Source organism: Pseudomonas sp. TWR1-1-4, from assembly GCF_049897165.1.
GTDB classification, from domain to species: domain Bacteria; phylum Pseudomonadota; class Gammaproteobacteria; order Pseudomonadales; family Pseudomonadaceae; genus Aquipseudomonas; species Aquipseudomonas canadensis.
The window spans coordinates 432,370-453,570 of record NZ_JAFCVS010000007.1; the positions used below are offsets into that span (position 1 = coordinate 432,370).

Here is a 21,201-nt window from a genome sequence, read left to right on the forward strand (position 1 = left end):
GGGGAGCCGCCTTTGTTTTGCTGCCAGTCAATCTTAATCCGGCAGTTTGAACGCCATCACATAGTCACCCTGCTTGGTCCCCAGGGAACCGTGACCGCCGGCCATGACCAGCACGTACTGCTTGCCGTCTTTACCGGTGTAGGTCATCGGGGTGGTTTGCGCGCCGGCTGGCAGGCGGCCTTCCCACAGTTGCTTGCCGTTTTTCACGTCATAGGCACGCAGGTACTGGTCGAGCGTACCGCTGAGGAACGCCACGCCACCGGCCGTGGTGAAGGTGCCGCCCAGGCTAGGCACGCCCATGGTCAGCGGAATCGGAACCGGCGCGCTGTCACGCACGGTGCCGTTCTTGTGCATCCAGATGGTCTTGTGGGTGGTCAAGTCGACCGCCGCCACGTAACCCCACGCCGGCGCCTGGCACGGCAGGCCCATTGGCGAGAGCATGGCTTCGAGGATCACACCGTACGGCGCGCCTTTGTTCGGCTGCACGCCTTCGGTTTCGCTGACGCGTGGACCTTGCTTGGCAATATCGGCGGCCGGGATCAGCTTGGATTTGAATGCCATGTAGCTGGGGTTCACGAACGCGATCTGGCGTACCGGGTCGACGGAAATGCCACCCCAGTCGAACACGCCGAAGTTACCTGGGTAAACGATCGAACCTTGCAGCGATGGCGGGGTGAAAGCACCGTCGTAGCGCATGGATTTGAAATCAATGCGGCACAGCAGTTGGTCGAACGGCGTCACGCCCCACATGTCACGCTCTTTGAGCGGCGGTGGCATGAAGTTCAGGTCGGACTTCGGTTGGGTCGGCGAAGTGCGGTCGCCGGCTACAGCGCCTTGCGGTACAGCCACTTCGTGGATTGGCACTACCGGCTGGCCGGTCGCACGGTCCAGCACGTAGATGCTGCCTTGCTTGGTCGACGCCATCACCGCTTGCTTCACGCCTTCAGCGGTCTTGATGTCGATCAGCGACGGCTGGCCACCCACGTCCATGTCCCACAGGTCGTGGTGAGTGAACTGGAAGGTCCACTTCACGTGGCCGCTGTCGATGTCCAGGGCGGTCAAGCCGGCGGCGTATTTCTCGGAGTCGTCGGTACGGTCGCCGCCGTATTGGTCGGGCATCTGGTTACCCATCGGCAGGTAGAGCATGCCGAGTTTTTCATCCACGGCGAACATGGACCACATGTTCGGCGAGTTGCGAGTGTAGGTCTTGCCTTCGGCCAACGGAGTGGTGTCGTCCGGGTTGCCGCTGTCCCAGTTCCACACCAGTTTGCCGGTGTGCACGTCGAACGCGCGGATCACGCCGCTCGGCTCGTCGGTGGAGACGTTATCGGTCACGTGACCGCCGATGACCACCAGGTTCTTGGTCACGGCCGGTGGCGACGTGGAGTAGTAACCACCTGGGGCGAAGCTGCCGATGTTGGCACGCAGGTCGACCTGGCCTTTGTCACCGAAGTCTTCGCACATCTTGCCGGTGTCGGCGTTCAGAGCGATCAGACGGGTGTCGGCGGTCGGTACGAAAATGCGTTTCGGGCAGGCATTCGGCGCGGCAGCCGGGCTGGCGCTGCCGGTCGGGCTCTGCTCGGAAGCGTAGGCGGCGTCATCGTGATACGACACGCCACGGCAGGTCATGTGTGCCCAGCCCTTGAAGTTTTCGGCACCCTGGCTGCTGATCTTCGGATCGAAGCGCCAGATTTCCTTGCCGGTATCCGGGTCCAGGGCAATCACTTGGCTGTGCGGCGTGCACACGTAGAGCATGCCGTTGACTTTCAGCGGGGTGTTTTCTGCGGTGGTCTCGCCTGGATCGTTCGGGCCAGGGATGTCACCGGTGCGATACGTCCACGCCGGCACCAGCTTGTGGGCGTTTTCCGGGGTGATCTGCGCCAGTGGCGAGTAGCGATCGCCGTAGGCCGAACGCCCGTAGGAGTTCCAGTCACCATCAGCTTGTGACGGTGCAGCGCTGGCCATGCCAGGGACTGCGTCGCGGTCCAGTTGGCCGGTCTTGACCATTTCACCGGGGTTGGTGAATTGGCTGGCCAGGGCGGTAGCACCCGCCAGCACCACGGCCACGCTCAGCGCGCCAGTGCCCAGCGGGGCAGGTCGGCCACGCAGCAACGGACGGCGAAACCACGGGAGCAGCATGACGATACCCAGGGCGAACAGCAGCGCCAGGCGCGGCACCAATTGCCACCAATCCAGGCCGACTTCCCACAGGGCCCACACGGTACTGGCGAACAGCACCAGTGCGTACAGGCCCAGCGCGGCGCGGCGGGTGGCCAGCAGCAGGATGCCGGTCAGGGTGATGCCGATACCGGCCAGCAGGTAGTACAGCGACCCGCCGAGCATCGTCAGCTTGATACCCCCGGCCAGCAAGGCCAGGCCCATGATCAGCAGCAAGACGCCTAGCAACCTGGGCAGCAGGCGGCTTGGGCTTGAAGCACCATCAGTGCTCATAGTGTGTTTCTCCGTGACGTTGGAATTATGTATCCCCGTGTTTCTTCACTGTAGATGACGATTCGACACGGGCTTGGTTCAGCGTTAATTCGGTTTTTCTGGGGATAAGTGTGGTTATCCACAGGCGGGCGATTTATCCCCAGGCGCAGGTCGATGTAAGACAGCGCTGTCTTGGGCGGAGGGGGAATTCGGCAAGATGGGGTCGACCGCGGACGTGAAACGTTTCAGTTTGTTGCGGCAAGGATAAAGGGAGAGCGCGTCGAGAGAAAGCGTCAATCGCAAGATGCATCATTTCAGATTTGGTAACAGTGATTGTGGTGAGCGGGCTTGCCCCGCGCTGGGTGGCGAAGCCGCCCTAATAACGCCACCTCGTTGTTTCAGACACATCTCAGGTTAGGTTTTGGGGCTGCTGCGCAACCCAACGCGGGGCAAGCCCGCTCACCACAGGAAGCGGGCCACAGGTCTGTTTTTTTTGCGGTGTTTTTAGAAGGTGGTTCGAACGCCGAACTGCACACTTCTACCCGGCGCCGGTGCAATGTCGCGCAAGATCGAGCTGGCATACCGCACAGTCTGGTTGGTCAGGTTTTCACCGTTCACGAACGCCAACCACTGACTGCCACCCATGTTGAAGTGATAACCCGCGCTCGCCCCCAACGTGGTGTAGCCATCGGTGCCACTCTCGTTGTCCGGCACTCGGCCTTGGCCGGCTGCATGTTCCACGTCAATGCGCGCCTGCCAGCGGTCCAGTTCCCACAGCAAACCGCTGTTCAAGCGCAGCGGTGCAATACGCGGCAACGCTTCGCCGGTGTCCAGGTTGGTGGCGCGGGTGTAGTCGCCCGACAACTCCAGCGCGAACTTACCGTAGGCGCTTTCGCCAAGTTTCCAGTGATCCTGGGCTTCGAAGCCGGCGAAACGTGCACGCACGCCGGAGTATTTGTACTCAGGGATGCCGCCTGCGTCTTCTTCACCTTCATCGTTCAGCGTGCGACCGCTGCCCAGCAGGCCTATGTAGTTGGAGAAGCGGCTGTAGAACACGCCGAAGCTGCCCTTGTGAGTACCATTGTCAAAGCGCAGTGCCAGGTCGCTGGACACGGCTTTTTCTTTCTTCAGGTTGGCATCGCCCAGCTCGTAGGTGCCGGTGGCGACGTGGGCGCCGTTAGCGTACAGCTCGTAGAAGGTCGGTGCGCGTTCGGTGTAACCCAGAGTCGCGGCCAGGGACCAGACCGGCGTGAGGGTGTAGACCGCACCGGAAGACAGGCTGCCGGCGGTGAAATCGTTGGATTTGTCGGCACCGGCAAAGCGTGCGTTGCCCTTGGCGTCCGGGTCGACGCTGGTGTGCTCCAGGCGGCCGCCGAGGCTGAGTTTCAGGCGTTCGGTGGCTTGCATTTCTTCGAGGATGAACAGCGCGCCGGCCGTAGTGTCGGTCTGCGGCACGAAGGCTTCTTCACCGAGGGCCGAGAACTCGTTGCGGGTTACTTGTGCGCCAACCACGCCATCGAGCGGGCCGATGGGCTGATGGCGGGCTTCAACACGCGCTTCGTAGCCATTGTTCTTGAAGATCGTGCCGGTTTCGCCACCTTCGATTTCGCGGTGTTCGTAGTCGGTGTAGCCGGCATCGAGTTTCACCGAGGTAAACGGGCCTTGCAGGTTGCGGATTTCCGACGCAAACGCGTAGTGATCCTGCTTCATGCGGATACGCACGTCCTGCTCGGCCGGTGAGCCGTAGTTCGCGTCGTAATTGCTGTAGGACAAGCCGGCATAACCGTCGTCCCAGGTGTAGGAACCGCCCACGGCCCCGCCGTCCTGGCGTCCGTCACTGTTGCCCAGGCGCGCGTTTTTACCCGGAGTGTCTTCGGTTGCCGGCGCGTGCCGACTGCGTGCCTGGCCGGGGATTTTCAGGTCATTGAATTCCCGCGCGTTGGCGTCCAGGTGCAAGGCAAAGGTGCCGTTACCGGCTTCCAGTCTGCCCGCGCTGCTACGGGTGGTGTCGGCGCCGCCGTAGCGCAGTTCACCGGCACCGTGGATGCCTTCGATGGCCTCGGTAGGGATGCGGTTGTCGAAGGTGTTGACCACACCGCCGATGGCGCTGCCGCCATACAACAGCGCCGCCGGGCCGCGCACGATTTCAATGCGGTCGACGTTGACCGGGTCCAGTGGCACTGCGTGGTCGTAAGACAGCGACGACGCATCCAGCGCGCCCACGCCATTGCGCAGGATGCGAATGCGGTCGCCATCCTGGCCACGAATGATCGGCCGACTGGCGCCTGGGCCAAAGTACGAAGACGACACGCCCGGTTGTTTGTTCAGGGTTTCGCCGAGGCTACCTTTTTGTTGCAGGGTCAGGTCATCGCCTTCCAGCACGGTGGTGGGCGAGGCGAGCTGTTCACTGCCCAGCGGGTTGCCGGTGATGACTTGGGGCTGCAGCTCAAGCGCGTGGGCTTCGGAGCAGATCAACAGGGCGGCGGTAAGCGGGGACAGGCGCCACAGAGAGGAGAAAGACATCAGACACATTCCTTGGCAAAACGACTAAAAGATTCGTAAGGTATAGTTACAATATAACATCTCTTTTTCGTTGAGAACGGGAACTTTTTTCTTCGTGCTAAAGTGACCGGCTGTATTTCTACTTTTTGTAAAGGCCCGGCATGACCGCGACAAGCAACGACCCACTCCACGGCGTGACCCTGCAGCACGTCCTCACCACCCTGGTGGAACATTACGAATGGGAAGGCCTTGCCGAGCGTATTGATATCCGCTGCTTCAAGAGCGACCCCAGCATCAAGTCGAGCCTGACCTTCTTGCGCAAAACGCCGTGGGCGCGGGAGAAAGTCGAAGGGTTGTACGTGAAACTGATGCGTACCAAACGCCCGCTGGATTGAACCCATGAAGCGGTTAGTGGCAGCTGCGGCGCTGGCTGGTTGGACAGGGTTGGTGATTCAGCAATACCTGATTTTTTATTCGCGCTGGGAGTCTGGCGCCAGCCTGCTGGGCGGGTTGATCAACTTTTTCAGTTTCTTCACCGTGCTGACCAACACCCTGGCGGCGGTGGTGTTGAGTTATGCGTGGGTCGACCGCGATTCAGCCGCAAAGCGGTTTTTCCTTGAGCCCAAAGTCAGCAGTGGGGTCGCCGTGAGCATCGTGGTGGTGAGCCTGGCCTACAACCTGTTGCTGCGGCATTTGTGGCAGCCCGAAGGCTTTCAGTTTATTGCCGACGAATTGCTGCACGACGTGATGCCGGTGCTGTTTTTTATCTATTGGTGGCGGTGCGTTCCCAAGGGCAACTTGCAGCTCAAGCACGTTGCGGGGTGGGTGATCTACCCGCTGGTGTACTTTGGCTATGTGCTGCTGCGCGGGGATTTGCTCGGGCAGTATCAATACCCGTTCATTGATGTGGGGACTCTTGGTTATCCACAGGTGTTTGTGAATGCTGGGGGGATATTGGTGGGGTTTTTACTGATTGCGTTGGCAGTAGTAGGGTTGGACAGGTTTCTGAAACCACCACAAATCTAATGTGGGAGCCGGGCTTGTCCGCGATGGCGGAGTGTCAGTCGACAGATGCACCGCTATCGCAGGCCAGCTTCCACATTTGATCTTCAGTGTGTTCGAGGCGCCTAGTCTTCTTCGCTGCCCTCGGCACGCCAGTAGCCCACGGCCTTGAGAAACTCTTCATTAACCTTGTGGGTATCCAGCAACAGCCGCCGCACCTGGCGTGACAGCTTGGACTCGGTGGCGACAAAGCTGTACAGCGAGCCACTGGGCAGCGTCAGTTTCTGCACGGTATCCAGCAGATCATCCTGGCCGCGAATCACCCAGATCACCTCAACATCGGCAGCACTCTTCAGTGCCTGCTTTTCAGCCGCATTGGCGATCTCAAGCACTGCCAGCACCTTGCGCCCCGCCGGCAGTTCTTCCAGGCGTCGCGCAATGGCGGGCAGGGCGGTTTCATCGCCGATCAGCAGGTAGCTGTCAAAGATGTCCGGCACGATCATCGAGCCCCGTGGCCCGCCGATGTACAGGTGCTGGCCGACCTTTGCCTGCTCGGCCCACGTGGAGGCCGGGCCATCGCCGTGCAGCACGAAGTCGATATCCAACTCACCGATGCTCAGGTCAAAGCGACGCGGCGTGTAGTCGCGCATGGCCGGCTGTGGGCCGTCGCCCTTGATGGTGAAGGCCGGGCTTTCCAGCGCGGCCTGCTCGGCGGCGTTCTGTGGAAACAGCAGCTTGATGTGATCGTCGGCACCCAGGCTGACAAACCCCGCCAGCTCTGGCCCGCCCAGGGTGATGCGACGCATGCGCGGTGTGATGTCGACCACCCGCAACACTTGCAGGCGGCGGCGTTTGATTTCGTGGGTCACGCGGTGGATGGCTTGAGTATTCATTGGTCTTTCCCGTCGGCAATGGCTTGAGCGGTGCGATTGAGCAGCGCCGCGACACGAACGATTTCTTCCGGGCTCCAGCGCCCGTGGTGCGAGTGCAGGGCATGACGCACGTTATGTACCGCCTCATGGATTTCCGGTGGGCGGTCATGGCCGCGCAGTGAGCGCTTGCTCACGTCGATGCGCATGCGCACGCCGTCCAGGGCGACCTGTTGCTCGCTTATGAAGAGACGACCGGCGTCGGTGATTGTGTAGCGTTTTTTTCCGCCATCGGCGTCGCCCTGGATCAAATCGCTTTCTTCGAGGAAGGTCAGGGTCGGGTAAATCACGCCAGGGCTAGGGCTGTAGGCGCCGTCGAACAGGCTTTCGATCTGGCGGATCAAGTCATAGCCGTGGCAGGGCTGTTCGGCGATCAACGCGGGCAGCAGCAATTTCAAATCGCCGGGCGCAAATACCCGTGGACCGCGACCGCGGCCGGAGCGCGGGTCAAAACCGTCGCGCGGGTGAGGATGGTCTCGCATGGTAGGAGCCTCTGTGTGTGTCTAGATATAACGTAAGATATATCTTATCTTCGACGCAAGGGCTTTCGACAGACGGTCTCCCAGTGCTCGTGCATGCTTTGATGTGTGGTTGGGATGTCCCAAATCATCGCTATTGGATTTTTAGTATGTGTAATCCAGGTCTTACATACTGTTTCTACATTGAGTTTTTACAACTAACGTTCGTGTAGTTCAATTCTTACAGGCATTTCTCAACTTTTGGCAAGTTGCCATACTTTTCCTATATCTCTCGGTATAACTAGGCTACGCCGCTGTCTGAATTGCCCGGCTTACGTACTCAACGTGTCAGATGGAAACTTACCTCGCCTCGAACGGGTGCTGATTTGCAATACAAATAGTTGGAAAAGTTGCTTCGCGCTTAATGGCGTGATTCACACGTTTATCTGTATCAAATCAGACGCTATATCCCGATCGACGCTGACTGAGTCCTACGCACTCCTGCGGCAGGGTTTCTCTATGACATTCAATACTGTGTGAGTACGTGCAAATGAAAACCAAAATGAAAACTGTGCTGTTGTCTGTCGGGCTCCTGGTGGGTTCGGCTTCCGTTGCTCATGCCGCCGATGGAACGGTGACGTTCGTGGGGTCGGTCCACTCGGGTGCTTGCTCGATCAAGCCTGACTCTGTCGATCAGACAGTCAACCTTGGTGCGATTGCCAAACACCAGTTGGAAGCGGGCGGCAAGTCTGAAGCACGGCGCGTGCTGATCGAGCTTGAAGGGTGCGATTTGAGCGGCCTCACCGATAACACAGTCACCACGACCTTCACTGCTGCGCCATCAAGCGCTGTTCCCGGTGCAATCGGCACGGTGGGAGGCGCGGGCAACGTGGGCATCATGATGACCCATGGCAGTAAACCTATCGAGCTGGGTGTCGCTACCACCCCGCAAGCTATTTCCACCGGTAATAACACGTTGGAATTCGGTGCCTATGTACAAGGCGCCGCGACCGCGCCAATCGTCCCTGGTGAATTCAGCGCAGTCACCAACTTCACCTTGGCTTATCAGTAAGTTTTCCCCCCGCCACTGCGGTGGTGGGGGGAACTTGGCGGGAGATAAAGGTGAACAAAGTTATAAGTCTCGCTATTGCCTCTTCATTAACGATGCTCATCAGCTCTTGCGCTGTCGCCCAGACGCCTGCGCAAGGCGAGGGTGTGGTCACGCTCGCAGGTGAAGTTGTCGACTCAGCCTGTGGGCTGGAACTGGGCAGTGTCGATCAAGTCATCGAGATGAACCCCGAGCCCATCGGTCGGCTTTTGCGAAACGCGCGGGGGGAAATCCATCCCTTCCAGTTGCGTCTGGTTAATTGCTCATTGACGCGTCCTGACCCTTCGCGGCCCGGGGCGAGCCTGCCGGACTGGCAGCACATGCGTGTGACGTTTGATGCGCCCACCGACAGAGAAGGGCGCTCGTTTGCTCTCTTCGGCAGCTCGCAGGGAGTGGCTCTGCATATCGAGGACGCTGCGGGCCAGGAGAGTGTCCCGGGTGTGCCGATGGCGCTGCTTCCGTTGGTGGCGGGCGATATGACACTTCACTACACGCTGCGCCTGGTTGGCAATGGATTACCGCTGGCAGCCGGGCCTCACAACGCCGCCGTGCGGTTCAAGTTGGAATACTTTTGAACATTGATGGGCTGCTTGCATGTTGAATACATCGAAGGTCAGAAATACGCTGCGTCCAAGCCTTTTTGGCGGGTTGATATCACTGGCGGGTACGGCATTGGGTGCCGGGGATATCGAGTTCAATACCGACGTTCTTGATCTGAGTGATCGTTCCAATATTGACCTGTCTCAGTTTGCGCGAAGCGGGTTCATCCTGCCGGGTACTTACTCGATGGTCGTGCAGATCAATACTCAGCCTCTGTCTGAGCAGTCGGTGGCGTTTTACCCACCGGATAATGATCCCAAAGGCAGTCAAGCCTGCTTATCACCAGGCCTGGTGGAACAGTTGGGCCTCAAGGCGTCCGGCGCGGCCAGCCTTACCTGGTGGAAAGGCGGGCAGTGCCTGGATATTCAAGGCTTGGCAGGCATGGAGGTCAGTGGCGACCTGGCTACCGCCACGCTGAGCATCAGCCTGCCCCAAGCTTACCTCGAGTACAGCGACATTAACTGGGACCCGCCCTCGCGTTGGGATGAAGGGGTGCCGGGATTGCTCGTTGACTACAACCTGACCGCGCTGTCCAGCTACCGAAAGAACGACGAGGCTCGTAATAACCTCACGGGTAACGGAACGCTCGGGGCCAATGCCGGGGCCTGGCGCCTTCGGGCAGATTGGCAGGGGCGTGTCGAAAAAGGCCGCGACGCGGCGCCCAGTCCTCAGCGGCTGGAGTGGAGCCGTTACTACGCTTATCGCGCCATTCCTGCGCTGAAAGCCCGCTTGGTGGTGGGCGAAAACTACCTGTATTCGGACCTGTTTGACAGCTTCCGTTTTACCGGTGCCGCCCTCAATTCGGACGAAAGCCAGTTGCCGCCCAACTTGCGCGGTTACGCGCCGGAAGTGGTCGGGGTGGCCAAAACCAACGCGAGGGTGATCATCAGCCAGCAGGGCCGTGTGCTCTATGAAACGCTGGTTGCGGCCGGGCCGTTTCGTATCCAGGACCTGAACGACGCCGTCACCGGCAGGCTGGATGTGCGGGTCGAAGAGCAGGACGGCACGGTACACACCTCCCAGGTCGATACCGCAGGCGTTCCCTACCTGACGCGCCCGGGGCAAGTCCGTTACAAACTGGCGACGGGGCGACCGTCCAACCTTCAGTACGGCGCGGATGGCAACTTCTTCGGCAGTGGCGAGTTTTCGTGGGGCATCAGTAATGGCTGGTCGCTGTTTGGCGGCGGTATCACCGATAACAACTACCGCGCGTTGACGGCCGGGGTTGGTCGTGACCTGTTGGCGTTTGGTGCGGTGTCGCTCGATGCCACTCAGTCCCGTGCAACGGTGTGGAACGAGACGCTCTCGGGCAAATCCTACCGCCTTCAATACTCCAAGCACTTTGAAGAGTACGACAGCCAAGTCACCTTTGCCGGTTACCGGTTTTCCGAGAAGAACTACTTGAGCATGAGCGAATACCTCGATGCTCGCCATTACGGGCGCAACGGTGAACTCGCCGGGCCCGGCGTGAACGGATCCTGGAAACCGATCGGCGGCAGCAAGACCCTGTATACCGCGACGGTCAACAAGCAATTTCGTGACCTGAGCACCACCGTTTACGCCAGCTACAACAAGCAGACGTATTGGGAGCGGCCCGCCACTCAACGCTGGAACCTGTCGGCATCACGCTACTTCAATGTGGGTACCGTGAAGAACCTGAGCTTGTCCCTGAACCTGTACCGCACGCTGGATTACAACTACAAGGACAACGGCATGGCGCTGACGGTCAGCCTGCCATTGGGCCGCACCGGCACGCTGTCGATGGACGCTAGCAGAGGCGCAGGCAAAAACCGTTTTTCAACGCGCTACAGCGATCGCCTCGATGAACGCAACAGCTACCAACTCAGCGCCGGCAATAGGTCCGCCAGTGGTTACCTGAGTCATATCGGCGACTACGCCGACATCAACCTCACCGTCAGCCAACAAGAAGGTAATTACACCAGCCTCAGTGCGTCGGCTCGCGGTGGCGGCACGCTCACGCCTTACGGTGGAGCGCTGCATCGAACCAACAGTACTGGCGGCACCCGTCTGATGGTGGATACAGGCGGTGTGTCTGATGTGCCTGTGCGCGGTTACGGCACGCCGACGCGCAGCAACGTTTTCGGCAAGGCGGTGATTTCCGATATCGGCAGTTACCAGCGTACGGCGGCCAGTGTCGACCTGGAAAGTTTGCCGAGCAACGTCGAAGCCACTCAATCCGTCACACAACTGACCCTCACCGAAGGGGCCATTGGTTATCGCTCCCTGGACGTGATTGCCGGTGAGAAGGCCATGGCAGTGCTGCGCCTGCCGGATGGCAGTTCACCGCCCTTCGGCGCGGTGGTGAAAAACACAAAACAGCAAGACACCGGGATCGTGAATGACGGCGGGCAGGTTTACCTGAGCGGCATTCAGGCGGGCGAAGCGATGACCGTGAGTTGGGGAGGAAGCGAGCGATGCACCCTCACGCTGCCCGTCGTTTTGCCGGCCGACGCCTTGACCGATGCCCTGCAACTGGGCTGCCGCCTGGCCGCCACTGATCAATCTGCACCTGAACCAGCCTCGCTGACCGGGAAGCCTACCGACACGGAGAACACATCCTCATGAAGCTGAACATGCGCCTCTCATTTCAGGCCTTAATGCTGCTGGCCCTTGGCTTGAGCCAGAGCGTCAACGCCGCTGTTGGCCTGGACCGTACCCGCGTGATTTTTGATGGCAGCAAAGATGCCACCAGCGTGAACATCACCAATAACAACACCCAATTACCGTATTTGGCTCAAGGCTGGATCGAGGATGAAGCGGGCAAAAAAATCACTTCGCCCTTGATCGTGCTGCCACCGGTCCAACGCCTGGAACCTGGGAAACAGAGCCAGCTGAAAGTGCAGGCGCTGCCGGCGGCCAAGTCGTTACCGCAGGACCGCGAGACGGTCTTCTACTTCAATCTGCGGGAAATTCCGCCGCGCAGCGACAAGGCCAACACCCTGCAAATTGCGCTGCAAACCCGGATCAAGTTGTTCTACCGACCGCAAGCCATCACGCCGAGCCAGCAAGACTTGTCGAACCCTTGGCAGCAAAAGCTGACCCTGACCCTCGCCGGCGAGCGTTATCAGGTGAACAACCCGACGCCTTACTACGTGACCCTGGTGGATGCGCGCAGCACCAAAGACGGCAAAACCGTGCCGGGCTTCGAGCCGCTGATGGTCCCGCCCAAAGGTGCATTGACCCTGGGGCCAACGGCCAAGGAACTCGGCACTACCCCTCACCTGGCCTACGTGAATGACTACGGTGGACGCCCGCTGCTGGCTTTCACCTGCATCGGAAGCGCTTGCACCGTGAGCGCGCAAGTATCGCCTGATAAGTAGCCCCTGCTGCTGGAGAACGTCATGAAGTTGCAGATTGTGAAGGGCTTGGGCGGCCTGTTACTGGCCATTGTCGGGCCAGCGCACGCTGAGGATGTCGAGGGCATGAATGGGCGGTTGAACGTTACCGGGGCGATGCATGAAACCCCGTGCAGCCTGGAGATGACCTCGCTGCATCAAACGATCGACCTGGGCGCGGTGTCGGCCAGCCAGTTGCAACGGCCCGGCGATCAGGCAAAACCGGTGGCGTTTCAACTGCGCTTTACCGACTGCCAGCGCACGGCCGGCAGCATCCGCAGTGAGCGTACGGGGAGACTGACTTGGAGTGCCTTTCAACCGGTGTTGTCGGTGGCTTTTTTCGCGCCCGCCGATGACGAGGATTCACGCCTGGTCAAAGTGCAAGGCGTGACCGGGATGGGCCTGCAATTGACCGATGCACTGGGGCGGGATGTACAGCTGGGTTCAAGGGGCGAACCGTTGTTCTTGCCGCTGGGCAGCAACACCCAGACCTGGCTTGTACAGCCCACACGCACCGCCGCCGCGTTGACCAGTGGGGCCTATCGGGCCGTGGTGGATTTCAGGCTCAACTATGAGTAAGGGGCAGAACGATGGCTAAGTTAACCCTGCTTTTTGGTGGCGGCCTGCTGTGGGCTGTCAGCCAAGGTGTGCAGGCCAACAACACCAATTTGACTATCCGTGCGGTCATCATCGCGCCGCCGCCGTGCGTCATCAACAGCGGCACGACCCTTGATGTGCCGTTTGGCAATGACCTGCTGACGTCACGGGTCGACGGGGTGAATTACCGCCGTGGCGTGCCCTATACCGTCACCTGTGATTCGCCTTTCAGCAACGCCTTGACCCTGGAACTCAAGGGCACGGGTGCTGCGTTTGATGACCGCGTGCTCGTGACCCGCAAGCCGGACCTTGGCGTAAAGCTGTTCGTGAACGGCGCCGACTGGCCGCTCAATACCGCCGTGAATTTTACCTATCCAAACTTTCCGGTGGTGCAGGCGGTACCCGTCAAGCGCGCGGGCAGCACACTGACGGGAGGAGCCTTTGATGCGACCGCCACCCTGGTGGTCGACTATCAATGAAGAGGAATGATCAATGACCTTTTGGCAGCCACGAGCGTTGCTCGCCTTGTGCTCCATCAGCCTGTGCAGCGGTGCGTCGGCCAACCTGACCTTTAGCGGGACGCTGAACGAGCCGCCGCCCTGCACGATTGACGCGGGAAACACGATTGAAGTGGATTTCGGAGATGTCGGGGTCAAGCGCGTCGATGGTGTGAAGTACCGCAGGGGGGTCGCTTACACCATCAGCTGCGGCCCGGCCACGCTGCCGTGGGAACTGAAGCTGAGCGTAAACGGTACACCAACGCCGTATGACGCCTCAGCGGTGCAGACCAATGTGCCTGCGCTGGGCATCCGGGTGTATCAGAACAACGTGCCGTTTCCACTCAATACGCGCTTGGACATATCCCTGCCAACACCGCCGGTATTGGAAGTGGTGCCGGTCAAACAGCCCGGTGCAACGCTGGCCCCCGCGAGGTTCGCAGCAGTGGCCACGTTGTTGGCCGAGTACGAGTAGGAGCTGAGTTCATGCGATATGAAAAGGTTCATAAGGCTTGGTCATGTGCCGGGCTGGCGTTACTGCTGACCTGCGGGCTGATGCCCGAGGCGAAAGCGGCGGACAACCTGAGCTTCAAGGGCAACCTGGTTGAACAAGCCTGCACCCTGCGTCCCGGTGACGAGGCAATCACCTTCGAACTCTGGGACGTGACCAGCAAGCACCTCTACCTCAACACACGTTCACAGGGCAGGGGTTTCAAGCTGCACCTGGAGGACTGCGACACCACCATTAGCAACACGGTCACTATCCAGTTCGGCGGCAGGGAAAACACCGCACTACCAGGGCTGTTCGCGCTGGATGGTGGCAGTGGCGCCTCGGGTATCGGGGTCGGCTTGGAGACGCCAAGCAACAAGCCATTGCCTCTGAATGCCGTCAGCGATGAACAGGTGTTGAGCAATGGCAGCAATGTGATCGAGCTCAAGGCCTACGTGCAGGGCGAGCCGCAGGCCATCAGCGATCAAACCATCGGGCACGGCACCTTTACGGTGACCTCCACGTTTACGTTGGACTATCCGTAAGCGCCTCAGACAAACCTTAACCCTCGCCTGGGCGGCTGTTCACTACGCACGCCAGGGTAGAGGCGCAACGAGAGATCAAAATGAAACGACTTTATGGCGTCCTTGGGCTTATCGCCTTGATAGGCGTTACTACGACCGCGAGCGCGACCGATTGCCGAGTGAATGGGGGGGCGTGGGTATTTGTAGGTGCCGGCGGGACGCTGAACCTGCAAGTCCCCGTTAACGTTCAACTGAGTGCGGACAGGACCCGGATCATGCTTGAAGGGGCGAGGCTGGAGTGTCGATTCTCGGGCTTTGGCGGTAGCCAACCCTGGTACACCGACTTCTGGGCAACGTCGGCGAGAGTTGGGCCCGCCTGGGTGCCGGGTCCGAAATTTACCGGCGAAGGCACGGGCTTGCGAATAAACGGAAGTTTCTACAATTCTCCGGTTCCGAATGGTATCCGAACCACGACTATGCCTAACAACGGTGTAGGCATTCCGGTCGATGTAACGCCCTATATTTTGATACGCAACAACCCAACGAATCCTATCGATATTCGAATAGGGGATGTTCTCGGAAGGTTAAATCTCGACCAGACAAACAATTACAATACCGGTAGCTCAACGCTTGCTCTGACGTACACCGCAGCCAACAATTTCTCCATTTCCCCGTCAACGTGCACGATCAACAATAACAACCCGATCGAAATCAATTTTGGCAATGTCCATCAGCGAGCCATAGGCACCGACCCGTTGACAACCACCGTGCGCAGTGACCGCAGGCTCACCTACTCATGCCCGGACGGCGGGATTACCACACCGATAACCATCTCCTACAAAGGCACCCCGTCATCGTTCAACACACACCTGTTGACAATGACCAATCCGGACGTAGGCACGGCTCTTGTTCGTGCGGGGTCTGCGGTTCAAGTCAACGGTTCGTTCCTCACCCGTATTACCAACAGTGTTGGCGGCGACGACGTGACGTTTACGCTTGTTCGAAGACCCGGGTCGCTACCTGCCGCCGGGCCCATCAGTGGCAGTGGTGTACTGGTGATGGGCGTGCCCTGACGCTCCCGCTAGGCTGATGCCCCTTCCCATGCGCATGGAGCCAGTGCGATGAGCACCCTTGGCTACGAGCCGATGCTGTCCAACGGTGCCAGCACGATTGCGCTGAAGGTCATCTTCAATCAACAAGCGCAGGGCCTCAGCCCTCAGCGGGTAGTGGAGGAAGGTGAGGCGAAAAATGGCAAACGCGTGCTGCTGGAAATCGCCGCGTTGAAGCCCGATGACGGTTATGTGCCCGGCAGTATTTTGGCAATGTACAGATTATTTTCGATGCGTTGCGCCCATGAACGGAGTACAGCGTTTGAGCACCTCGACACCGAGCAGGCTGATGCAACTCACCGGCGCGGCGCTGGTAAGTGGGTTGCTGCTGGGCCTGCCCGGCACCACAACGGCAGCCACCGTGAATATGTCGAGGACATGCTGCAACCCGCTGTCGCCAGCCCCTATGAAGGCAATGTCACGGTAATTTTGGACTCCGAGGTGTAGCCGCCCTACCCGAGTACCGCCAACGGGCAGAGGGGCTAGTTGCCTGGCGGCGCGAGATGGCGGGATCGCCGTTTCATCATCAATGATCAGGTCAAACCGCCGAGGTGTGTAGGTGCGCATAGCCGTTTGCGGCCCTTCGGCCTTGAGGGTGAAGCTCGGGTTTTCCCGCGTGGAGCGAGCAAGCTCGCTCCTGCAATCAACAGCCTTGTGGATCAGACGGGAGGCTTGGACGGGCCCGGAATCGTCAAGTCTATCGGGACGCCAAGTCCCAGTCGGTTGACGCGGTCCGCAACAGTAGGAATAGCCATATTGAAGGTGCCGTCGGGCTTCACGTATTTGGCCCAGGAAGAGGGGTGGAGGCCCCGGTCAACGGCAAATTTCCAGGCCGCTGCACTGTTCTGGTTCTCCGGTCGAAGGGCCAACTGATACCAGTCTTGATAATGCTTGTCGGTGACGCGGGTGAAAAATCCGTCGGAGGGTTTTGTCAGTCTGTCCAAACGGGCCTTGCCAAGGTTGTTCAACGTCCCTTTCTTCGCGTCCACGAAAATGGTTATACGCTCTGGACGAATGTTATGTAATTTCGCAAATTCAGCTGCAGCTGCTTTGGTCGGCTGCTTCATGTTTACCCATTTCATGAACAGTTTGTCTGACAGGTGTTTAAACGTCTCAGGATTGAGCCGCGCCTTGCCCCGTTCGGTAATTGTGCCGCCTGACTTTACAAACTTGTTCCACGAGTTGTACGTGATATTGCGACTATTGAAAAAAGCGGCTGGGTCCAGCGTGGTGACCGGGTTGGGCAACGCCGCGTTGGCTTTGACGTGTGCGTCCCATTCTCTAAGTGCTTCGATTACTCTGTTGTCGCTTTTTGGTCCGCCGCCGGGCGCGCGTTGCCATGTGTCCAATTCCCACTGTTTGTTCGGCAGGCGCCGCAACCGGAACGGGGTCAAGCCTCCAGAGGGCGTGAGTACGGGGGCGACCAAGCCATTGCGGTCATAGACGTTGAAAGCGTTCTGAATGCGAAACACCTGCTCTTTGCCCTTTTCACCGACGCCGCGTACCAGATAGGTGGGTGGCGAGCCGGGGACTCGATAAATACCTGTACCTTCCGCCAGTTCGGCTCCTGGCGGGATGCCATTTTTCACCAGCAGGCGGGTGCTTTCTTGCCGGAAGTCATTCTGGTACTTCGTCAGGTTCGGTCGCCGTATGCTTCTCGCGGGCCTCAGTAGCATGGGCAGTGGCTTGATACCCAGGCTGGCCGTGCGCGTCACTCCGGCGACCGTGGTGGTGGCCTTTGCAAGTTCAAACAGCATGAGTGCGCGTGGCCCGCGACGTACGACAAGGCCCGCCGCGCTTTGCCCCAGGCTGCGCAAGGCATGGACCGTGGTGCGCCCGACCCGGCCGACGAACCTGGAGGCTGAAGAGGCCAGTTGCCCGCTCCAGGGAAGCCCGCTCAGTACGGTGGTTGCCACTTCAACGCCGAACAGCACTTTATTGAGGGTGGACTGGGCGTTCAGCTCTTCGTTAGTCACGCTTTGCTCGTCGGCTTTGTTCAGCAGGTAAAGATAGTTCTGCCGGTACAGCCCGGCCCAGACATCGCCTTGGTGTGCGGCCAGGCGCGAATTGATCAAGCGTGTATCGGCTGGTAAGTGTGCGCGAAGATAATCCAACCAGGCGGAGCCCTGCATCAGCCGGATCAGTTCAGCCTCGTTGGCCAGTTCCCTTAGCTCCAAACCGTCGGGCGCATGCGGCGTATACAGTACGCGCATCTCATCGGCAGCAGTGGAGAGAATCAGAACGCCATTCACGGTTTGTCCACCACGGCCTTCGGTGGCGTTGTTGGCAGGGTTGAACATCAGTGCATTGGCGATCACTGCGTGCCCGTCGACCCGTGGGCGTGTCGCGGGGTTTGGAGCGGCCTGCACCGCCGCCATCCAAGCGGCTGCTTTCTTTTGCTTGGGGGCACTGTGTGTTTCCTTGAGGTAGATATCAGGATTCAACCGGGCCGAAAGGGCCGCATAGTCAATAACGGATGCCTGGCTCGCGCGCCACGCCTGTCTCAAGGCGCGGGCCTCGGTTGCCGTAGCCTGCGGGGCGAGGTATTTCTCGAGCACGTTTTGCGTGTACTGGTGGCCAACATTCAGGTCCTTGACCCACAGCTCAAGGCGTTGTTTGTCCACGGTGATGGGACGCCCACGCGTATCGCGCACCCAGTTCCCTAGGGGGGTGGTCAGTGTGGCATCCAGATCGTCGTTTTCGACCCAGGTGAGGCTCTTTTCCCAGGGTTTGGTGTTTTTCAACAGCAGGTTGGTCAGGCTCATCCGCTTGCTCGTGGAACTGGTATGCGCAGTTCCAAAACCTCCTCCATCGGCTACGACCCGTGTTCGGGTGGTCTGGGTGACTATCGTCTTGTCCGGGTCGATGCCCTGTTCGGGATAGTCCTGGCCTTTTTCGGTCAGGAAGGCGCGAATCTTTGTCAGTACCTGTCGCTTTGCATACTCGGCCAATGTTGGAATAAGCGCTTGCCATTGCTTGGTCAGTTCATCCTGTTTGGCCTGGGTGGTGTCGGCCTGGTCTTGCAGAGCCTTCTGGTCCGCCGAGCTCAAGCGCTTTTCCCAATCTGGCCGCCAGTGATGCTTCAGCAGTCGGTTGCGCGCCATAAATGGCCCGGCCAAATCCAACAGTTCGGCCAGTTCCACGCGGCCATTTTTTTCATTGTCCGATTCGCCCTCCGTCAGGCCCAGAATGGTCTCGATGTCGGACTGCTGTTTGTCGAGCAGCGCCTGGATGCCGTCAGCCACGAAGTCGTCGGTTATCGGCGCATAAGTGGTACTCAGGTCGTTGCCCCACAGCCCGGTTTTGCCATGCTGAACCGCCAGCGGCAAGCCGCTGATACACAACCTGCCGGCGTCTTCGCCAGCGTTGATGCGGGCTTTCAGCGTGTCATGCAGGACTTGCAGGGACGCACATTCTTCAAAACCCATGTCCGGGGTATACAGCACTACTGCGCCAACCCCGGCCGTGTAAGTACTGAGGTTTTTGTGCCCATGGGGCCAATGGGGAGCGACAGGGCTGGAGCCGTCATCCAGGGTCAGAACGAAGCTGGCGGCCATACGCGCACGCGCGGCGGGGCCAGTGTCGACGGTCAACTGATACACACCGGGGCGGTTGCCATGGCTGAAGCGTGCTTCACGTCGGGCCTGGGTCGGGTAACGCAGGGCACGATCAATCAGCAATTTGGCTTGTGGGCTCAGGGTATTGTCGGCCACGCGCAGGCGTGCCTGTATCTCCAGGACCTGGCGCTGGACATCGATCAGCCGAACCTGTGGGCAGACCAAATCCGGCGCTATCGGCGTACGCCAATAGGTGGTGATCTGTTCGGCCAGTCGTGTCTGTAGGGTGTGAGCCAGTTCCAGCAATGTGCCGGTCTGGGCCAACTGGTCGACTTCGTTGAAAGCGGTCGGGCTGCTGAAGACGCTTTCGGCGAACGTGTCGAGCGTGGCGGTGCCCTCTTCTTGTGCTGTTTGATCCTCGTACGCTTGCTCTGCGGGGTTGTCCCAAAGCAACAAGGTACACACCGCCTCGAGCAATGGGCGGGAAGACTCAAAATGACGCAGGCCATCGCTGTCAATGAGGTAGCGGTTGACATACAGGCTGTGCAACTCGGTGTCGGCCGGCAGATCTGGGTAGGTTTCTTTGAGCAGCGACGTCAGCACACCGCCCAGCGAGGGATGTTTGTCCTTTTCCAGTACCTGGTCCAGTTGTTGGTTAAGAGAGTTCCACTGTTGTATCAGGTGCGTTTGTTGCCCAACGTCCGGCAAGGTCAGTGGGACGGGAGAGGCGCGTGTCAGGTCGGGCGATTCGGGCATGCGGGCGATCAGCCCAGGGTTGCCCTTGAGGGGCAGTGCCAGGGTGGTCCGTACGCTGGCTGCCAGGGTTTCGAACGTGGTGTGGGACGCACCGAAGGCCTGTTCGATATCGGCCTCTTGCTGGCGACGTTGGGCGTGCAGACATGCACTGAATACCGGGCCGGTGATCGAGGGATAGGTGAGTGCCTGCCGACTTCTTAACGCGTCGGTGGCAGCGGAGCGTTCGCTGGCGAGGATGTTGGCGAGCAGCACGGTTCTTTCGTCGCTTCTCACCAGGCGTAGGCGCAAGGTATTTTCCAGGGTGGAGAAATTCATGAAGAACTCAACGCCGAATTGCGGGGTATACAGGACGGTCGGTCGTGTCCCATGCAGGTGCTCGGTGAGTACGAAGCAGCCATTGAGTGGTGCGGCCCATTCAGGCTGGTCGGTCAATTCCAGCGTGAGGCCGAGTATGAGCGGCGGTGTGGCGTTGTTCGTGGTTTCATGGAGCACGCAGTTTTCGATCAATTGTCGGCCTTCGATCACCACCTCCAGGTGTGACTGGGCCGTGGTGACGGCCGCTTGCGCGTGGGTATCCTCAGGCGTTTTCTTTAGGGTTTGCTCGGCTTGGCTGAGCTGTTGCCGAGCATCCTGCAGTTTCAGGTCCGCCTCCAGCGTAAATACCTCACGCTGCTTTTGACTCACAGCCTCCAGGACACTCAGTGCACCCGTACTCGCGTGGGGCGATGACCAGAACGCCCTGAGACTGTTCAAGTACAGCGTCTGGCAGTTGAGTTGCAGATCGCTGATCAACTGATTGACTGCAGCGACTTCCAACGACGCCATCTCATTGCTGCGGCCGGCGCCGTTGGCATTTGCATAGAATCCGACTGCCTGGTTGATGGCGCCGGTCTCCGGCTCCTTGGTCAGCGCGGTTGGCATGTTTTGGGTGGCAATCGTCTCTTGAAGCACCTGGGTCAGGTTGCGTGCGCGGGTGATGCGGGGTGTCCGTGCGGTGCTGTCTTGATCTGCCTGCGACGCAGTGTCGTAAACGTACTCGTTGAGATAAACCGTATCCGGGTTCGGCGTACTGGCAGGCACATGTTTTGCCAATGCCTGGCGCAGTTCGGTGGCCATGACCGTTGTCAGGTCTGGCTGTGCGTCCAGCAGGTGCTCGATGGCGGTGACACACACTGAAGCACGGCGTATCAGGTCTTCGGTTGAAGGTTGGGGTTGTGAAGGCATAGCGCGGGTTTCCTGTCGCGATAGGGGGAATCGTGCAGGCCGGTATCAGGGAAGGGGCCGCA

At 59.5% G+C, this 21,201-nt stretch carries 17 protein-coding genes; 12 read left to right on the plus strand and 5 right to left on the minus strand.

Features of this window, described 5'->3' with window-relative positions; genetic code table 11:
* Nucleotides 1–33 precede the first annotated feature (33 nt).
* Both ACP7C6_RS24040 and ACP7C6_RS24045 read right to left on the minus strand, forming a co-directional pair.
* Nucleotides 34–2,451: a glucose/quinate/shikimate family membrane-bound PQQ-dependent dehydrogenase gene (locus ACP7C6_RS24040; RefSeq protein ID WP_311894722.1), complete on the minus strand. Its 2,418-nt coding sequence runs from the start codon at nucleotides 2,449–2,451 to the stop codon at nucleotides 34–36.
* A 483-nt stretch (nucleotides 2,452–2,934) separates the two neighbouring features.
* Complete coding sequence (locus ACP7C6_RS24045) at nucleotides 2,935–4,953, minus strand: TonB-dependent receptor (protein ID WP_426109317.1); 2,019 nt, start codon at nucleotides 4,951–4,953, stop codon at nucleotides 2,935–2,937.
* Between the two features lie 140 nt (nucleotides 4,954–5,093).
* On the opposite strand from ACP7C6_RS24045, the gene ACP7C6_RS24050 reads away from it, so the two are divergent.
* Together ACP7C6_RS24050 and ACP7C6_RS24055 are read left to right on the plus strand one after the other, a co-directional pair.
* Nucleotides 5,094–5,327, plus strand: a complete 234-nt coding sequence (locus ACP7C6_RS24050) for a VF530 family DNA-binding protein (RefSeq protein WP_012722427.1) — start codon at nucleotides 5,094–5,096, stop codon at nucleotides 5,325–5,327.
* Nucleotides 5,328–5,331: 4 nt separating this feature from the next.
* Nucleotides 5,332–5,958, plus strand: coding sequence for a Pr6Pr family membrane protein (locus ACP7C6_RS24055; RefSeq protein WP_028619008.1), 627 nt, complete (start codon nucleotides 5,332–5,334; stop codon nucleotides 5,956–5,958).
* Between the two features lie 101 nt (nucleotides 5,959–6,059).
* Here ACP7C6_RS24055 and ACP7C6_RS24060 read toward each other — a convergent pair whose 3' ends face one another.
* Together ACP7C6_RS24060 and ACP7C6_RS24065 are read right to left on the minus strand one after the other, a co-directional pair.
* The gene (locus ACP7C6_RS24060) at nucleotides 6,060–6,827 is read right to left on the minus strand and encodes a siderophore-interacting protein (RefSeq protein ID WP_028619009.1); all 768 of its coding nucleotides are present in this window, start codon (nucleotides 6,825–6,827) and stop codon (nucleotides 6,060–6,062) included.
* Nucleotides 6,824–7,345 carry a PadR family transcriptional regulator gene (locus ACP7C6_RS24065; protein WP_028619010.1) on the minus strand — a complete coding sequence of 174 codons (522 nt, stop codon included), beginning with the start codon at nucleotides 7,343–7,345 and terminating at the stop codon, nucleotides 6,824–6,826. Before ACP7C6_RS24065 ends, ACP7C6_RS24060 begins: the two co-directional genes overlap by 4 nt.
* A 538-nt stretch (nucleotides 7,346–7,883) precedes the next feature.
* Here ACP7C6_RS24065 and ACP7C6_RS24070 point away from each other — a divergent pair.
* The 10 genes from ACP7C6_RS24070 to ACP7C6_RS24115 all read left to right on the plus strand — a co-directional run bounded on the left by ACP7C6_RS24070 (nucleotide 7,884) and on the right by ACP7C6_RS24115 (nucleotide 16,049).
* A complete protein-coding gene (locus ACP7C6_RS24070; RefSeq protein WP_311894727.1) occupies nucleotides 7,884–8,393 on the plus strand; it encodes a fimbrial protein in 510 nt (169 codons plus the stop codon).
* A 50-nt stretch (nucleotides 8,394–8,443) separates the two neighbouring features.
* The gene (locus ACP7C6_RS24075) at nucleotides 8,444–9,004 is read left to right on the plus strand and encodes a fimbrial protein (protein WP_426109318.1); all 561 of its coding nucleotides are present in this window, start codon (nucleotides 8,444–8,446) and stop codon (nucleotides 9,002–9,004) included.
* 19 nt (nucleotides 9,005–9,023) lie between these two features.
* Nucleotides 9,024–11,615: an outer membrane usher protein gene (locus tag ACP7C6_RS24080; RefSeq protein ID WP_426109319.1), complete on the plus strand. Its 2,592-nt coding sequence runs from the start codon at nucleotides 9,024–9,026 to the stop codon at nucleotides 11,613–11,615.
* The gene (locus ACP7C6_RS24085) at nucleotides 11,612–12,370 is read left to right on the plus strand and encodes a fimbria/pilus periplasmic chaperone (protein ID WP_426109320.1); all 759 of its coding nucleotides are present in this window, start codon (nucleotides 11,612–11,614) and stop codon (nucleotides 12,368–12,370) included. The genes ACP7C6_RS24080 and ACP7C6_RS24085 overlap by 4 nt, the downstream gene beginning before the upstream one ends.
* Nucleotides 12,371–12,391: 21 nt before the next feature.
* Nucleotides 12,392–12,964, plus strand: coding sequence for a fimbrial protein (locus tag ACP7C6_RS24090; RefSeq protein WP_028619014.1), 573 nt, complete (start codon nucleotides 12,392–12,394; stop codon nucleotides 12,962–12,964).
* Between the two features lie 11 nt (nucleotides 12,965–12,975).
* Nucleotides 12,976–13,461: a fimbrial protein gene (locus ACP7C6_RS24095; RefSeq protein ID WP_028619015.1), complete on the plus strand. Its 486-nt coding sequence runs from the start codon at nucleotides 12,976–12,978 to the stop codon at nucleotides 13,459–13,461.
* A gap of 13 nt (nucleotides 13,462–13,474) precedes the next feature.
* Complete coding sequence (locus ACP7C6_RS24100) at nucleotides 13,475–13,954, plus strand: fimbrial protein (protein WP_426109321.1); 480 nt, start codon at nucleotides 13,475–13,477, stop codon at nucleotides 13,952–13,954.
* Between the two features lie 11 nt (nucleotides 13,955–13,965).
* Nucleotides 13,966–14,514, plus strand: coding sequence for a fimbrial protein (locus tag ACP7C6_RS24105; RefSeq protein WP_311894737.1), 549 nt, complete (start codon nucleotides 13,966–13,968; stop codon nucleotides 14,512–14,514).
* A gap of 80 nt (nucleotides 14,515–14,594) precedes the next feature.
* Nucleotides 14,595–15,566 carry a fimbrial protein gene (locus ACP7C6_RS24110; protein WP_311894739.1) on the plus strand — a complete coding sequence of 324 codons (972 nt, stop codon included), beginning with the start codon at nucleotides 14,595–14,597 and terminating at the stop codon, nucleotides 15,564–15,566.
* Between the two features lie 48 nt (nucleotides 15,567–15,614).
* Nucleotides 15,615–16,049, plus strand: coding sequence for a hypothetical protein (locus ACP7C6_RS24115; protein WP_426109322.1), 435 nt, complete (start codon nucleotides 15,615–15,617; stop codon nucleotides 16,047–16,049).
* A 212-nt stretch (nucleotides 16,050–16,261) separates the two neighbouring features.
* Here the strand turns inward: ACP7C6_RS24115 and ACP7C6_RS24120 are convergent, their stop codons facing one another.
* Nucleotides 16,262–21,139 carry a hypothetical protein gene (locus ACP7C6_RS24120; protein WP_426109323.1) on the minus strand — a complete coding sequence of 1,626 codons (4,878 nt, stop codon included), beginning with the start codon at nucleotides 21,137–21,139 and terminating at the stop codon, nucleotides 16,262–16,264.
* Between the last annotated feature and the right edge of the window lie 62 nt (nucleotides 21,140–21,201).

Coding starts and splice junctions, on each gene's coding strand:
- ACP7C6_RS24040 (WP_311894722.1), bottom strand. CDS start 2,451: ATGAGCACTGATGGTGCTTCAAGCCCAAGCCGCCTGCTGCCCAGGTTG.
- ACP7C6_RS24045 (WP_426109317.1), bottom strand. CDS start 4,953: ATGTCTTTCTCCTCTCTGTGGCGCCTGTCCCCGCTTACCGCCGCCCTG.
- ACP7C6_RS24050 (WP_012722427.1), top strand. CDS start 5,094: ATGACCGCGACAAGCAACGACCCACTCCACGGCGTGACCCTGCAGCAC.
- ACP7C6_RS24055 (WP_028619008.1), top strand. CDS start 5,332: ATGAAGCGGTTAGTGGCAGCTGCGGCGCTGGCTGGTTGGACAGGGTTG.
- ACP7C6_RS24060 (WP_028619009.1), bottom strand. CDS start 6,827: ATGAATACTCAAGCCATCCACCGCGTGACCCACGAAATCAAACGCCGC.
- ACP7C6_RS24065 (WP_028619010.1), bottom strand. CDS start 7,345: ATGCGAGACCATCCTCACCCGCGCGACGGTTTTGACCCGCGCTCCGGC.
- ACP7C6_RS24070 (WP_311894727.1), top strand. CDS start 7,884: ATGAAAACTGTGCTGTTGTCTGTCGGGCTCCTGGTGGGTTCGGCTTCC.
- ACP7C6_RS24080 (WP_426109319.1), top strand. CDS start 9,024: ATGTTGAATACATCGAAGGTCAGAAATACGCTGCGTCCAAGCCTTTTT.
- ACP7C6_RS24085 (WP_426109320.1), top strand. CDS start 11,612: ATGAAGCTGAACATGCGCCTCTCATTTCAGGCCTTAATGCTGCTGGCC.
- ACP7C6_RS24090 (WP_028619014.1), top strand. CDS start 12,392: ATGAAGTTGCAGATTGTGAAGGGCTTGGGCGGCCTGTTACTGGCCATT.
- ACP7C6_RS24095 (WP_028619015.1), top strand. CDS start 12,976: ATGGCTAAGTTAACCCTGCTTTTTGGTGGCGGCCTGCTGTGGGCTGTC.
- ACP7C6_RS24100 (WP_426109321.1), top strand. CDS start 13,475: ATGACCTTTTGGCAGCCACGAGCGTTGCTCGCCTTGTGCTCCATCAGC.
- ACP7C6_RS24105 (WP_311894737.1), top strand. CDS start 13,966: ATGCGATATGAAAAGGTTCATAAGGCTTGGTCATGTGCCGGGCTGGCG.
- ACP7C6_RS24110 (WP_311894739.1), top strand. CDS start 14,595: ATGAAACGACTTTATGGCGTCCTTGGGCTTATCGCCTTGATAGGCGTT.
- ACP7C6_RS24115 (WP_426109322.1), top strand. CDS start 15,615: ATGAGCACCCTTGGCTACGAGCCGATGCTGTCCAACGGTGCCAGCACG.
- ACP7C6_RS24120 (WP_426109323.1), bottom strand. CDS start 21,139: ATGCCTTCACAACCCCAACCTTCAACCGAAGACCTGATACGCCGTGCT.